At 72.9% G+C, this 14,743-nt stretch carries 11 protein-coding genes; 7 read left to right on the top strand and 4 right to left on the bottom strand.

Annotated features, from left to right (window positions below; genetic code table 11):
- The first annotated feature begins 118 nt into the window (after nucleotides 1–118).
- Nucleotides 119–1,159, top strand: a complete 1,041-nt coding sequence (locus tag B0I31_RS07940; RefSeq protein WP_425444352.1) for a polysaccharide deacetylase family protein — start codon at nucleotides 119–121, stop codon at nucleotides 1,157–1,159.
- Nucleotides 1,160–1,384: 225 nt separating this feature from the next.
- Here the strand turns inward: B0I31_RS07940 and B0I31_RS07935 are convergent, their stop codons facing one another.
- Both B0I31_RS07935 and B0I31_RS40455 read right to left on the bottom strand, forming a co-directional pair.
- Entirely contained in the window at nucleotides 1,385–3,391 is a 2,007-nt protein-coding gene (locus tag B0I31_RS07935; protein WP_245949744.1) for a hypothetical protein, read from the bottom strand.
- A 60-nt stretch (nucleotides 3,392–3,451) separates the two neighbouring features.
- Complete coding sequence (locus B0I31_RS40455) at nucleotides 3,452–3,871, bottom strand: hypothetical protein (protein WP_181320045.1); 420 nt, start codon at nucleotides 3,869–3,871, stop codon at nucleotides 3,452–3,454.
- 263 nt (nucleotides 3,872–4,134) lie between these two features.
- Here B0I31_RS40455 and B0I31_RS07925 point away from each other — a divergent pair, with 263 nt between their 5' ends.
- The 4 genes from B0I31_RS07925 to B0I31_RS07910 are packed head-to-tail and all read left to right on the top strand — an operon-like array spanning nucleotide 4,135 to nucleotide 11,043.
- Nucleotides 4,135–6,177 carry a DNA gyrase/topoisomerase IV subunit B gene (locus tag B0I31_RS07925; RefSeq protein WP_106614612.1) on the top strand — a complete coding sequence of 681 codons (2,043 nt, stop codon included), beginning with the start codon at nucleotides 4,135–4,137 and terminating at the stop codon, nucleotides 6,175–6,177.
- Nucleotides 6,178–6,207: 30 nt separating this feature from the next.
- Complete coding sequence (locus tag B0I31_RS07920; protein WP_106614611.1) at nucleotides 6,208–9,609, top strand: DNA topoisomerase (ATP-hydrolyzing); 3,402 nt, start codon at nucleotides 6,208–6,210, stop codon at nucleotides 9,607–9,609.
- Between the two features lie 25 nt (nucleotides 9,610–9,634).
- Nucleotides 9,635–10,306, top strand: a complete 672-nt coding sequence (locus B0I31_RS07915; protein WP_106614610.1) for a class I SAM-dependent methyltransferase — start codon at nucleotides 9,635–9,637, stop codon at nucleotides 10,304–10,306.
- Between the two features lie 50 nt (nucleotides 10,307–10,356).
- Nucleotides 10,357–11,043 (top strand): hypothetical protein, encoded by a 687-nt coding sequence (locus B0I31_RS07910; RefSeq protein WP_106614609.1) that lies wholly within the window; start codon nucleotides 10,357–10,359, stop codon nucleotides 11,041–11,043.
- Between the two features lie 620 nt (nucleotides 11,044–11,663).
- Here the strand turns inward: B0I31_RS07910 and B0I31_RS42515 are convergent.
- Together B0I31_RS42515 and B0I31_RS07900 are read right to left on the bottom strand one after the other, a co-directional pair.
- Complete coding sequence (locus tag B0I31_RS42515) at nucleotides 11,664–11,789, bottom strand: hypothetical protein (protein ID WP_281262279.1); 126 nt, start codon at nucleotides 11,787–11,789, stop codon at nucleotides 11,664–11,666.
- Between the two features lie 66 nt (nucleotides 11,790–11,855).
- Nucleotides 11,856–12,923 (bottom strand): acyl-CoA dehydrogenase family protein, encoded by a 1,068-nt coding sequence (locus B0I31_RS07900; RefSeq protein ID WP_219910628.1) that lies wholly within the window; start codon nucleotides 12,921–12,923, stop codon nucleotides 11,856–11,858.
- A 141-nt stretch (nucleotides 12,924–13,064) separates the two neighbouring features.
- Here B0I31_RS07900 and B0I31_RS07895 point away from each other — a divergent pair, with 141 nt between their 5' ends.
- The gene (locus B0I31_RS07895; protein WP_106614746.1) at nucleotides 13,065–14,138 is read left to right on the top strand and encodes an LLM class flavin-dependent oxidoreductase; all 1,074 of its coding nucleotides are present in this window, start codon (nucleotides 13,065–13,067) and stop codon (nucleotides 14,136–14,138) included.
- Nucleotides 14,135–14,713, top strand: coding sequence for an FMN reductase (locus B0I31_RS07890; RefSeq protein WP_106614607.1), 579 nt, complete (start codon nucleotides 14,135–14,137; stop codon nucleotides 14,711–14,713). The genes B0I31_RS07895 and B0I31_RS07890 overlap by 4 nt, the downstream gene beginning before the upstream one ends.
- The last annotated feature ends 30 nt before the right edge of the window (nucleotides 14,714–14,743 follow it).

The following is a 14,743-nucleotide window of genomic DNA, read 5'->3' as shown; positions in this document are numbered from 1 at the left end:
GATCTGGGCGTGGCAGCGGCTCCCAGCGACTTGACCAGGCGGCGGGACGCCAAACCGAAGGTCATCCGAAGGGGTGTACGACCGTGTCGACCCGGTCCGGACGCGGAACCATCCGGGTGTGAACACCACGTCGAGCAGGTCGGTCCGGACCGTCGTCGCGCTCGTCGCGGCCCTGTGCTGCGGCTGCGGCGCCCAACCCGCGGCGGGACCACCCGACCAGGCCGCGGCGCAGTTGCCACCGGACTCGTCCGCCCCACCGTCGTCCTCCGCGCCGCCCGACCCGGCCGCCGTGGGCGCCAACGAACTCGGCCTGGTGCCGATCCTGATGTACCACCGGCTCGTCGAGCAGCCCACCTCGGTCTACGACCGGACACCGGCGGCGTTCCGCGCCGAGCTGGAACGGCTGGCCGCCGAGGGGTACGTGCCGGTGACCACCGCCGAGTACGCGACCGGGCGCATCGACCTCCCCGCGGGCGCCCACCCCGTCGTGCTGACCTTCGACGACGGCGACGCGACCCAGTTCGCGCTCGGCCCGGACGGCGCGCCCGTACCGGGCACGGCCATCGCGATCCTGCTGGACGTGGCCGCGCGACACCCCGGTTTCCGGCCGGTGGCCAGCCTGTACGTCAACGCCGGGCCGTTCGGGTCACCCGATGGTGCGGCGCTGCGCTGGCTGCGCGACCACGGTTTCGAGATCGGCAACCACACGCGTGACCACACCAACCTCGCGATGGCCGACGACGGGGGCGTGCAGGGCGCGATCGCGTCCGGGCAGCGGGAGATCCAGCAGGCCGTGCCCGGCTACCAGGTGTCGAGCCTCGCCCTGCCGTTCGGCGCGATCCCGGCGAACGGCACGCTGGCCCTGCGCGGTGCCTCCGATGGCGTGGCGTACGAGTACGCGTGCGTGCTGATGGTGGGGGCGGGACCGGCGCCGTCGCCGTTCGCTGCGGACTTCGACCCGGCGAACACCCCGCGCATCCGGTCGCAGGACCCGACCGGCGAGGACGCCCGCTACGGCTCCGCGGTGTGGCTCGACCAGCTGGCCGCCGCGCCGGCGCAGCGCTACACGTCGGACGGCGTACCCGACCGCGTCTCCTACCCGGCCTCGGCGGGCGTCGCGCCCGCGCCGCACTTCGCCGACCGAGCCGCCGCGTACTGAGGCGGGGCGCGGGGCCGCGGCCTGCGACGCGCCGCCGCGACCGGGTCGCCGCCTGCCGACACGGGGAGGCCACGCCGCGGCTCGCGCGGACCAGGCCGCCTCCCGACCTGCGGCGCCGGACTGTCGAGGCCGGGGTGCCGCGGCCCTCGCGGATCAGGTCGTGCGGCGCCGGGCGGTCGAGGTCGCCGCCGCGCCCCTCGCGGACTCCGCCCAGGGCCGCCCGACCTACGCCGTGGCGCGGGCCTGGTTGCGCAGTGCCACGGCGGCCCGTTCCAGGCTGCCCAGCACACCCGGCGGCAGCTCGTGGTGGCGGCCCACCACCTCCTGCGCCATCACCTGCATCGGCGCCGACTCCTCCGCCTCCACCACCGCGAGCACCTTGAACGCCGTGCCCGGCGCGAACACCACCCGCTCCTGCACCACGCTGCCGAACGAGTCGACCACCGACACCTTCCGCCCGGTCACCGACCAGAGCAGGAACTCCACCCGCCCGTCCACCGGCACCACCGGCCCCGTCACCGTGTTGAGCACACCGTGCTCGACCAGCACGTCACCCGTGCGGAACCGGCGCGCCTCGCCCCAGCACACCGTCACGCCCTGGTGCACCGGCAGCCGCCGCAGCCCCGACACCACCGACGCCGCGTACGGCCACAACCGGCCCAGCTTCCCGCTGCGCAGCGCCTCGACCAGGATCTCCTCGTCGTGCCGCAGGAACGCCGACACCGCCGCGAGGTCGGTCACCACCGCCTCGAACGCCTCCGGGTCGTCCGGGCGCTCCGCGATGTGCCGGCACGCCACCGCCGCGTGCTCGCCGTACCGCTCGCCCAGCATCCGCCGCAACGCGTCACGTTCCTGCTCGGTGCTGCGGTGGTCGACCGGCACGACCTCCTCGCCCACCTGCTCGCCCCACGTCGGCGCGGGGGAGTCCGCCAGCGGACCGTCCACGCTCAGCGGCACCGGCTCGTCGGCCGTCACCGGCGGCGGTGGCTCCTCGGCGACCGGCGGGCGCGGCATGGGCGTCGGGTCGCAGAACACCACCTTCAGCAGCCGCCGCACCTCCGGCTCCAGCCGTTCCACCAGGGACGCGCCCGCCACCGCGACCGCGCCCGCCGTCGTGCGGCCGGGCGTGCCTACGGTCAGCCGGGCCCACTCCGGGTCCACCGGCAGCGACCGCACGTCGGGCCCGTTGTCCTCCGCGTCACGCACCCACAGCCCGGACGGCACGACCTCCAGCACCACGCCGCCACCCAGGTCGAAGATGCCCGGACCGCGTTCCACCAGCCCCGGCACCGGCACCCGGTAACCGGAGACGACCGGCGGGCCACCCGGCGCGTAGCGCACCTCGGTCACGTACGGCCGCCACGTCTGCTGCCCGCGCGGGTTCACCGCCACCACGGCCGCACCGGTGCGCAGCGACCCCACCGGCAGGCCCGTGTACAGCGAGATCGGCTCGCCGAGCCCTTCCGCGACCGCCTGCGCCTGGTGCTCGCCGCCGTACCAGACCAGCCGCACCCGCGACCGCGCCGCGGACGGCAACCCGCCCAGCAGCCGGCACACCTCGTCGGTCGGGATCGGCGGCTGGCCCGGACCGCCGACCACGACGGTCAGCACGTTGTCCCGGCACGGCAGCCCGATCACCGCCCGCGCGTCCGGCGCCTGCGGGTCGAACTGCGCGCGTTGCGCCCGCAGCCACAGCCCCGCCGGGATCGGCTCCGAGATGCCCACCTCGCCGGTCGGCCACGGCGTGTTGGGGTCGACCGCCTCCCAGTTCGGCACCGGGAACCGGCGGCCCATCGGCGACGGCGACGTGCCGGGCAGGAACCGCAGCCAGCAGCCGTACCCGCCGTTGCCCGCGACGAACGCCACGCCCGGCACCGTGGTCACCGCGCCGTCCGGCGCCACCACCTCCGCCTGCAGCTGCTCGCACAGCCACTGCGCGGGCGCGGTCGGCCGCATCGTGCCGGAGTGCGGCGTCATCAGCCGCACCGGCCCGCGGCCCTGCAACGCGGCGGCCACGACGGGCCAGAACGACACCTCGTCGCCACCCGGCGGATCGATCACGACCACCGTGCGGCCCCGGTCCACCGGCAGGCTCCGACCGAGCGCGACGGCGGCCGGACTCGCGCCGCCGGGCGGACCGACGACCAGCGTCGCGCCCGCGAACGAGGCCGAGAACCGCTCGGGCGCCGGTGCCGGCGGCGCGGTCCGGACCAGGGGCTCTCGCTCGATCACCGGCTCCACCTGCGGGGCACGCTCCTTCGGTGCGGCACGTCGGAACATCAAGGCGCCCGATCACCTCCAGGCACGACAGCGCGGGAACGCCAGCACTCTACGCGGACGGTGCCCCACCGGGGGCGGGCGCACTCCACCACGCCCGTCCACTGTGGACCGCAGCACGGCTCCCACCAGCGCGCCGAACGCCAGGTGGTCCGCCCACTGCGCGCCCCGGTGCAACGCCCGGACCGCCGGGAACCGCCGCCCGACCACCTCCAGGTCCACCACCGCGATCACCGCGCCGGCTACCGCGCCCCTGCGCGCGTCCAACCGCCACCGCCGGTCCACGGCCGCCAGCACGACCACCCAGCACGCCGACACGCCGAGGTGCGCCACCGCGCCGCGGATCACACCCGTGCCGCCCAGCAGCGTCGCCGCGGCCCGCGTCGAACGCAGAACGTCACCACCGGTCCACAGCGCGTGCACGGTCGACGGCACGCCGCTCACCGCGCACGCGACCGCCCACGCCCACATCGGGCGTGGAAGGGGGCGACACGGGTATTTGACCTCGACGGGTTCCCGGACGCGCTCGCTCCGACGTGATTCCATTGTTCGAACCTGTGTTCGAGTATGACAAGATCGCGGGTGAACCACCGAACCACCGTGCCCGACCGTATCGGACACCGGGGACGCCGCCGGCGCACCGTCCTCGGTTACCGTGAACCGCTCGACGCACGCCACGACCTGGGGAGAACGACCCGGTGACCGCTGAGATCCTGTACGGGGCCGACGACCTGACCCACCTGGAGGGTCTGGAGGCGGTACGCAAGCGCCCCGGCATGTACATCGGGTCCACCGACAGCCGGGGCATCAACCACCTGTTCACCGAGGTGGTCGACAACTCCACCGACGAGGGCGTGGCCGGGCACGCCACGAAGATCGTCGTCACCCTGCACGCGGACGGCAGCGTCCAGGTCGACGACGACGGCCGCGGCATCCCCACCGGCACCCACGCCAAGTCCGGCCTGTCCGGCGTCGAGCTCGTGCTCACCCGGCTGCACGCGGGCGGCAAGTTCGGCGGTTCCGGCTACAAGACCTCCGGCGGCCTGCACGGCGTCGGCGCGTCCGCCGTCAACGCGCTGTCGCACCGCTTCGACGTCGTCGTCCGCCGCGAGGGCAAGACCCACGAGATGTCGTTCGCGCACGGCGTCCCCGGCGTGTTCGACGGACCCGGCCCCCAGGCGAACTTCACCCGCCAGTCCGGCCTGCGGGTCACCGGCCGCACCAAGCGCACCGGCACGTCCATCCGCTACTGGCACGACTCCCGCTACTTCGAGAACGGCGCCGCGCTCGACGTCGAGGCCGTCCGCACCAAGCTGCGCAACACCGCGTTCCTCGTGCCCGGCGTCAGCTACGTGCTGCGCGTCGCCACCGACGACACGATCGGCGAGGAGACGTTCCACTTCCCGGGCGGCCTGGTCGACATGGTCGACCACCTCGCGCCGGCGGGCGACAAGCCGGTCACCGGCACGCTGCTGATCACCGGCGACGGCGTCTACCACGAGAACGCGGCCGACGAGAACGGCGTGATGCGGTCCAAGGTGGAGCGGCACGCCGAGGTCGAGATCGCGCTGCGCTGGGGCACCGGCTACGAGCGCACCGTCGAGTGCTTCACCAACACCATCCGCAACGTGCACGGCGGCACCCACCGCCGCGGCTTCGAACGCGCCGTGCTCAAGGCGGTCCAGGACGCCATCGGCAAGACCAGGGGCCTGCTCAAGCCCAAGGAAGACCCGCCGACCCTCGACGACGTGCTCGAAGGCATGACCGCCGTGGTCCACGTCCGCATCCCCGAACCGCAGTTCACCTCCCAGACCAAGGACGAACTCTCCACCGCGGGCATCACCAAGGTGACGCTCGGCGTGGTCGAGAAGCACGTCAAGGCCTGGACCGAGGACCGCCGCACCAAGGGCGAAGCCAAGATCGTCCTGCAGAAGGTCGTGGACGCCTCCCGCGTCCGCCTGACCCAGAAGCAGCAGAAGGACGCCGCCCGCCGCAAGACCGCCCTCGAAGGCGCCGCGATGCCCGCGAAACTGGTCGACTGCCGCACCACAGGTGTTTCGCGAAGCGAACTATTTCTGGTGGAAGGCGACAGCGCCCTCGGCTCGGCCCGAATGGCCCGCGTGTCCGAGTACCAGGCGCTGCTCCCGCTGCGCGGCAAGATCCTCAACGTGCAGAAGGCCAGCCTCGCCGACACCCTGCGCAACGCCGAGATCGCCAGCATCGTGCAGGTCCTCGGCGCGGGCACCGGGCGCACGTTCGACCTGTCCACCATGCGGTACGGCCGGGTGATCCTGATGGCCGACGCGGACGTCGACGGGTCGCACATCCGCACCCTGCTGATCACCCTGTTCGCCAAGTACATGCGGCCGGTGATCGAGGACGGCAGGCTGTACGCCGCGATGCCGCCGCTGCACAAGGTCGTCACCAAGGGCCGCAACCCGGAAACCCACTTCACGTTCAGCCAGCGCGAGATGGAGCAGAAGGTCGCCAGGCTGGAGAAGGCGGGCAAGACGGTGGTCAAGCCGGTGCCCCGGTTCAAGGGCCTCGGCGAGATGGACGCCGACGAGCTGTGGGAGACCACGATGAACCCGGCCACCCGCTCCGTGCGCCGCATCACCATGCACGACGCCGAAGCCGCCGAGGCCGCGCTGGAGCTGCTGATGGGCGAGAAGGTCGAGCCGCGCCGGGCGTGGCTCGTCGAGTCGGCCGCCCGGGTCGACCAGTCCGCGATCGACGTCTGACACGCCTGACACACGAGGGAACGACCGACCATGGCACGCCGCAAGACCCCCACGACCAGGGTCGACCCGTCCGCCTTCGACCACGCGGGCGCCCAGGTCTTCGACAACTCCCTGACCACCGAGATCGAGGACTCCTACCTGGAGTACGCCTACTCGGTGATCCACTCGCGGGCACTGCCCGACGCGCGCGACGGCCTCAAGCCGGTGCACCGCCGGATCCTGTTCTCGATGAACGAGCAGGGCTACCGGCCGACCAGCGCGTACGTGAAGTCGTCCCGCGTGGTCGGCGACTGCTTCGTGCGCGGCGCCCTCGTGTCCACACCGGACGGCCTGCGGCCGATCGAGGAGATCGGGATCGGCGACCTCGTCCTGGACGGGCGCGGCGAGCCGGTCGAGGTCGACGCCGTCTACGAGAACCCGGTGTCGGAACTGGTGCGCGTCACCTGGTCCGATGGCCACTCGATGCTCGTCACCCCCGGCCAGCGCTTCCACACCGGTGCCGGCTGGACCGACGCCGACTGGACCGCCGCCCGCGACCTCACCGGTGCCCGCACGACCGGTTTCGGCTCCGACCGGCACGCGACCCTGCTCGCTGACGGCGACGCGACCGGTTTCGTGCTCGGCCTGGTCGCCGCGTCCGGTGACGTGCTCGTCGACGGCCGGGTGCGCCTGGAACTCGACGACGCCGCGGCCGTCGACATCGCGCACGGCTGGGCCATCGCGCACGACCTCACCGCGTCCCGCGAGAAGGACGGCGACCGGCACACCCTCACCTTCGCCCGGCACGCCTCGCTCGAAGCGGCCGCCGCCGGCCGGCTGGACACCGTGCTGCGCGACCGCTCGGCGTGGACGCCGTACCTGGCGGGCCTGTTCGTCGTAGCCGGTGACGTCCGGGACGGCATCGTGCTGCCCGGCGGCGACGCCGAGTACGCGATGCTGGCCGACTCCGGCCTGCGCACCCGCCGTGACGCGACCACCCTGACGGTCACCGGTCGGGACGCCGCCGCGCTCGCCGTGGCCCTGCTGCGCTGGACCGGCGTCGGACCGCGCCAGGACGGCCTGGTCCAGGTGATCCGCCAGGCCAGGCACGCCGCCGACCAGCCGTTCCCGCACGTCGTGTCGGTCGAGCCGGTCGCACCGGACACCACCTACGACATCCGGGTCGCCAGCCCCGAGCACGCGTTCGTGGTCAGCGGTTTCGTGGTGCACAACTGCATGGGCAAGTACCACCCCCATGGCGACACCGCGATCTACGACGCGATGGTCCGCCTGGCCCAGGACTTCTCGCTCAACACCCCGCTGGTCGACGGGCACGGCAACTTCGGATCCCCGGACGACGGACCGGCCGCCTCGCGCTACACCGAAGCCCGCATGTCGCCCGCCGCGATGTTGCTGGTCGGCGAGCTGGACGAGGAGACCGTCGACTTCCGGCCCAACTACGACGGCTCGCTGCAGGAGCCGACCGTGCTGCCGGCGGCGTTCCCGAACCTGCTGGTCAACGGCACGTCCGGGATCGCGGTCGGGATGGCGACGAACATGATCCCGCACAACCTGGGCGAGGTCGTGGCGGCGGCCCGGTACCTGGTGGCGCACCCGGACGCCTCGCTGGACAAGCTGATGGAGTTCATCCCCGGCCCCGACCTGCCGACCGGTGGCGTGCTGCTCGGGCTGGACGAGGTGCGCAAGGCCTACGAGACCGGGCGCGGCGTGGTGCGGATGCGGGCCAAGGTCGAGACCGGGTTGCTGGAGGGCAGCCGGGGCAGGCAGGCGATCACGGTCACCGAACTGCCCTACGGCGTCGGGCCGGAGAAGATCATCGAGAAGATCACCGACGAGGTGACGAAGTCCAAGCGGCTGACCGGGATCTCCGACGTCAAGGACCTCACCGACCGCGAGAACGGCACCCGCGTGGTGATCGAGTGCAAGGTCGGCGTGAACCCGCAGGCGCTGCTGGCCGACCTGTACCGGCTCACGCCGATGGAGCAGTCGTTCGGCATCAACAACCTGGTGCTGGTCGAGGGCCAGCCGCGCACGCTGGGCCTCAAGGCGCTGCTGGAGGTGTTCCTCAAGCACCGCTACGAGGTCGTCACCCGGCGCACCAAGTTCCGGCGGCGCAAGCGCGAGGACCGGCTGCACCTGGTCGAGGGCCTGCTCAAGGCCCTGCTCGACATCGACAAGGTGATCAAGCTGATCCGGGGCAGCGAGAACGCCGCCGCCGCGAAGGAGGGCTTGATGGCGAAGTTCACGCTCTCCGAGATCCAGGCGACCTACATCCTCGACACGCCGTTGCGCCGGCTGACCCGCTACGACTCGTTGGAGCTGGAGGCGGAGCAGGAGAAGCTGCGCAACGAGATCGCCGAGCTGAGCAAGATCCTGGACGACCCGGCCGTGCTGAAGAAGGTCGTGTCCACGGAGCTGGCGAAGGTGGCCAAGGACCTCCAGCAGGAACGCCGCACCGCGCTGCTCGACGGTGACCTGAAGGAGGTGCTGGCGGCGTCGAAGCCGGCCGGGCCGCTGGAGGTCGCCGACGACCCGTGCCAGGTGATCCTGTCCGCGACCGGGCTGGTGGCGCGCACGGCGGCCGAGTCGGAGGAGGCGTCGGAGGCGCGTCGGCGCAACGGCCGGACCAAGCACGACGCGGTGGCCGCGACCGTGCACACGACGGCACGTGGCCAGGTGCTGCTGGTGACGAACCGGGGCCGGGCGTTCAAGACGGACGTGCTGCCGCTGCCGGTGTTGCCGGAGCAGAGCGGCACCGTGTCGTTGAGCGGTGGCATGGCCGCGAGCGAGCTGGTCGAGCTGGAGTCCGGTGAGAGGGTCGTCGGCATCGCGCCGTTGACCGACACCGAGTCGCCGGGGCTGGCGCTGGGCACGCGGCAGGGCACGGTGAAGGTGTGCTCGCCGGAGTGGCCGGTGCGGTCGGACGAGTTCGAGGTGATCACCCTCAAGGAGGGTGACGAGGTGGTCGGTGCGACGTGGCTGACCGGCGTGGACGAGACGCTGGTGTTCGTGACGTCGGAGGCGTCGCTGCTGCGGTACTCGGCGTCGCTGGTGCGTCCGCAGGGCCTGCGCGGCGGCGGTATGGCGGGCGTCAACGTGGGGTCGGACGCGCGGGTGGTGTTCTTCGGCGCGGTGCGCACGGACGACGACGAGCACGGTGAGCCGATGGTGGTCACGTCGACCGGGCAGAGCGTGAAGGTGACCCCGTTCGCGGCGTACCCGGCGAAGGGCCGGGCCACGGGCGGGGTGCGGGCGCACCGGTTCCTCAAGGGCGAGACGGCGTTGGCGCTGGCGTGGGTCGGTCCTCGGCCGGCGGGTGCGGCGCGCAACGGGTCGCCGGTGGAGCTGCCGGTGCCGGACGAGCGCCGTGACGGTTCCGGGCACGCGCACCCCGGTCCGGACGTGGTGGGCCACCTCATCGAACGCGACTGACAATCGTTTTCGATAAGCTGGGTCGGTGACGACACAGCTGAGCTTCGCCGACGCCGATCGGCTGCGCCTGGAGTGGGACGCGCGGCAGGAACCGTTCCTGCCGCACCGGGACGAGGCGTTCGCCGTGCTGGCGGACGCCGCCGTCGGACGTCGGGCGCTGGACCTCGCGGGCGGTACCGGGTCGATCGCCGCACGGCTGGTCAACGCCGAGGTGACGTTGCTGGACGTCGACCCGGTGCTGCTGGCCATCGCCCGTGCCGCGTTCGGCGACCGGGTCGCGGTGGTGTCGGCCGACCTGGGCACGCCCGGGTGGGGTGTCGGGCTGGAGTTCGACGCCGTGGTGGCCGGCACCGCGCTGCACTGCTTCGGCCCGGACCGGTTGCGGGCGCTGTACCCGGAGGTCCACGCGGTGCTGGCGCCCGGTGGCGTGTTCGCCAACGCCGACCGGATGCCCGAGGGGCCGGTCGAGGTGTCGGGTGACGACGGCCTGGCCGGGTGGCACGAGTGGTGGGCCGAGGCGCTGGCGCACCCGGCACTGGCCGAAGCCGCGCGCGACCGGGTGGACGGCGGGTCGGCCGACTTCTACCCGCCCGCGTCCTGGCACCTGGACGCCTTGCGCGAAGCCGGGTTCGGCGAGGTCGGGGTGCGGTGGCGGCGTGACGGCACGGCGGTGGTGGTGGCCCGCCGGGTCGACTGACGGACGCGGGCCGGCTGACGGGAGACGGCCGCCCGTGGCAGAGTCAGGGCGTGATCACCGAGAGCGAAGTGCTGGTGCCGGCTCGCTTCAACGGTCCGCCGGAGTCGGGCCAGGGCGGTTACGTGTGCGGGATGCTCGCGGGCCTGGCGCCGCCTGCCGAGGGCACCGCTGTCGTCTCGCTGCTGCTCCCACCGCCGCTGGAACGTCCGATGCGGCTGGAGGCGGGCCCCGACCAGGCCGTGCTGCTGCTCGGCGAACTGGTCGTCGCCGCGGTCACCTCGACCACCGAGCCGATCCCGGCCGTGCCACCGGTGTCCACGGCCGAGGCGGACCTGGCCATGGAGGGCTACCTGGGCTGGGACGACCACCCGTTCCCCACCTGCTACGTGTGCGGCCACGAGCGCGAGGACGGCCTGTTCCTCGCCCCCGGCCCCGTCCTGGGCCGTGCCGACACGGTCGCCTGCACGTGGGTGCCGAACGAGACGTCCCCCGAAGTGCTGTGGGGAGTCCTCGACTGCCCCGGCGGCTGGACCGCCGACCCCCGCGACGACCCGATGGTGCTGACCCGGATGACCGCCGACCTGGTCGGCCAGGTGCGGCTCGGCGAGCCGCACGTCGTCGTGGCGCAGCAGGTCCAGCGAATCGGCCGGATCGCCACCAACCTGACTTCTCTGTATGGCCCGGACGGCTCGCTGGTCGGCACGTCATCGGCCGAGTGGACCGCCCTGACCCCCTGACACCGCGCGCCCCCTGACACCGCGCGCCCATCGCCGTCCTGCGGCCGCTACCCGCCGAGTCCGCTATTCACCTGGTACCTTGCGATCGCGCCGTCTGCACGCTCGCGAGGCCGTCCAGCACGCCGGGGATCGGCTCCACGCGACCGTGGCCGATCGCCCCGATCCACGCAGCGGGCGCTGGATTCACCCGGTCGAGCGATCAGGTCCGGCAACTTTTCTGCCGACGATTTCGTTGCCGGGAAAGAAGGAGGCGGCGGCGCGGCACCCGAGCTCGGCCGGTAACCGCGTGCGTCCGGGTCGCTGCACGCGACCCGACGAGTCCGCCCAGTCAGCTCTGCGGTGCCGCACCACGACTACTCCGCCACTTCGCCAGCCTGGACGGCCCAGCCGTAGAACCAGCGGACATCACGACCGCGCGGCAGCCGGTGAACCCCGGGCTCCGGCCGCCCACCACGGCCACCGGGCGGACCGGGGTGAGCACCGGGCGGGCCGGGTTGACCACCGGGCCGGGGTGTCCAGTGTGGAGGGCCCGTCCGCATAGGACATGCGGCCGAGAACGGCTTCGGTGGGCCGGAATCCGGGCCGGGCCGTGCCGCGCGCTCGCGCTCGCCTGGCTGTAGTCATCGCGCCCCGTCCGGCCTGTAGGCGCGAGCGAAGATCGCGGGTCGGGTGTCCAGGCCCGACCGCCACGCGGTGAACTCGCGCCGCCCGGCCTGCTCGCGCTGCTCCGGGTTGACCGCCGGCACTCGGCCGAGGGTGCTTCGAGGCGACGAAGGTCCCGGCGACACCCGAGGCGAACGGGGGTGGGGGTGTCAGCGCTCCTGCCGGCCGCCCAGGAACACCGGGCCGTACCGTTCCAGGTTGGCGTTGGGGTGCAGGATCGCGTGCAGGTTCAGTGCGTGCACGTCCCGCTGGATGCGGTGCAGGGTGGGGTTGTCTCCGCGCAGCACGTCGACCGCGTCCCTGGCCCGCAGGCACGCTTCGCCGAGGTCGCGGCGGACGGCGGCGCGGTCGTCCAGGGTCCACTCCGCGCCCTCGGCGGCTTTGAGGTCCACCACGGCGGCGGTGCGGTGGGCGTGGAACGCGGCTTCCTCGGCCAGTACCGTCGCCTCCCTCAGCCCGGACGGTGACGCCGATCCGCGGGCCGCGTCCACCGCCGCACGGGCCAGGCCGACCGCAGGCGCGCTGACGGTGGCACAGGCGGCGGGCATGAACGGCGCGCGGAACATCGGCTCGGCGGCGTCGGGGTGGGCACGCAGCACGGGCGCCAGCCGCAGCACGCGTTCCGCCGGGACGAACACGTCCTTGGCCACCGTGGTCACGCTGCCGGTCGCGCGCAGGCCGGTGGTGTGCCAGTCGTCCACGACCTCCAGGTCGACCAGCGGGATCGCCAACGCCACCGGCGCCCGGTCCGGCAGCAACACCGCCGCGTTGGTGGCCCAGTGGCTCTGCGGCGCGCCCGCCGTGAACGCCCACCGCCCGTTGACCAGCACGCCGCCGCCGACCGGCTCGGCCGTCGCGGTGGGGCTGAGGATGCCGGTGACCCGCACGTCCGGCTTGGCGAACACCTCGCGCCGCACGTCCGCCGGGAACTGGCCGACCACCCACGTGGAGATGGCCCACACCGCCGCCGTCCAGGCCGCCGACCCGTCACCGCGCGCCAGCTCGGCGATCACGCCGACCACCGTGGCCAGGTCCGCCTCGTGGCCGCCGTGCTCGGCGGGCACCCGCAGCCGCAGCACACCCGCGTCGGCCATCGCCTCCAGAGCACTCTCGTGCAGCCTGCGGTTCTCCTCGCCCCACGCGGCGTGGGCGCGCAGGACCGGGACGATCTCCGCGGCGCGCCGCACCAGCTCGTGCCGCCCCGACCCGTGCACCACCGTGCCGTGCCTCCCCCATCGGTGACCCGTGACACACACCTTGGCGTGCGCCGCGTCACCACACAACACCCGGAATAGCCGATGGCCCGGTACCGTTGTGCGGGTTAGTTGAAAGTGCAACTACATGAGGAGTGAGTGGCCATGCAGTTCGGTGTCTTCACCGTCGGCGACGTGACGCCCGACCCCACGACGGGCCGGACGCCGACCGAGGCCGAGCGCATCAAGGCCATGGTCGCCATCGCGCTCAAGGCCGAAGAGGTCGGCTTGGACGTCTTCGCGACCGGCGAGCACCACAACCCGCCGTTCGTGCCGTCCTCGCCGACGACCATGCTCGGCTACATCGCGGCACGCACCGAGCGGCTGATCCTGTCCACCGCGACCACGCTGATCACCACCAACGACCCGGTGAAGATCGCCGAGGACTACGCCATGCTCCAGCACCTGGCAGACGGCCGGGTCGACCTGATCATGGGCCGCGGCAACACGGGCCCGGTGTACCCGTGGTTCGGCAAGGACATCCGCGACGGCATCGACCTCGCCATCGAGAACTACGCCCTGCTGCACAAGCTGTGGCGCGAGGACGTGGTCGACTGGCAGGGCAAGCACCGCACGCCGCTGCAGTCGTTCACCTCGACGCCCCGCCCGCTCGACGACGTGCCGCCGTTCGTCTGGCACGGCTCGATCCGCAGCCCGCAGATCGCCGAGCAGGCCGCGTACTACGGCGACGGGTTCTTCGCCAACCACATCTTCTGGCCCAAGGAGCACTTCCAGCGGCTGATCACCTTCTACCGCGAGCGCTACGAGCACCACGGGCACGGCGCCGCGCACCAGGCGATCGTCGGACTCGGCGGCCAGGTGTTCATGCGCCGCAACTCGCAGGACGCCGTCCGCGAGTTCCGGCCCTACTTCGACAACGCCCCGGTGTACGGGCACGGCCCGTCGCTGGAGGAGTTCACCGAGCAGACCCCGCTCACGGTCGGCAGCCCGCAGGAGGTCATCGACAAGACGCTGACCTTCCGCGAGCACTTCGGCGACTACCAGCGCCAGCTGTTCCTGATGGACCACGCGGGCCTGCCGCTGAAGACCGTGCTGGAGCAGTTGGACTTCCTCGGCGAGATCGTGCCGACGCTGCGCCGCGAGTTCGCGGTCGGCCGCCCGGCCGACGTGCCCGACGCCCCCACCCACTCCTCGATGCTGAAGGCGGTCGTGCGATGACGACGCTCACCGTCGTCCAGGCCGGGCTCGGGTCGCCCTCGTCCACCCAACTGCTGGCGACCCGGCTGGCCGAGGCCACCCAACGGCTCGTGCCCGACCTGGAGGTGCGCACCGCGCACCTGCGGGACTTGGCGCGCGACATCGCGGACAACCTCGTCACCGGGTTCCCGAGCGCACGGCTGCGCGAGGTGGTGGAGTCGGTGGTCGGCGCGGACGCGCTGATCGCCGTGACGCCGACGTTCAACGCGTCCTACAGCGGGCTGTTCAAGTCCTTCGTGGACGTGCTGGAGCCGGAGTCGCTGGTGGGCAAGCCGGTGCTGATAGGCGCGACCGGCGGCACCGAGCGCCACTCGCTGGTGCTCGACCACGCGCTGCGGCCGCTGTTCGCCTACCTGCGGGCGATCGTCGTGCCGACCGGCGTGTACGCCGCGTCGTCCGACTGGGGCGCGGACGGGCTGCCCGGCCGCGTCGACCGGGCCGCGGGCGAGCTGGCCGACCTGCTCGCCGGCCGGGCACCGGTGAAGCCCGCCCACGACGGTTTCGTGCCGTTCGACCAACTGCTCGCCGGACGGTAGGCGGGCGAGGCGGGCGAGGCGGAAATGGAC

Origin of the sequence: Saccharothrix carnea, assembly GCF_003014735.1 — a bacterium.
In the GTDB taxonomy this organism is placed as follows: Bacteria; Actinomycetota; Actinomycetes; order Mycobacteriales; family Pseudonocardiaceae; genus Actinosynnema; species Actinosynnema carneum.
The sequence above is the reverse complement of the archived record's forward strand: the minus strand, read 5'-3'. Positions and strand labels throughout refer to the sequence as shown.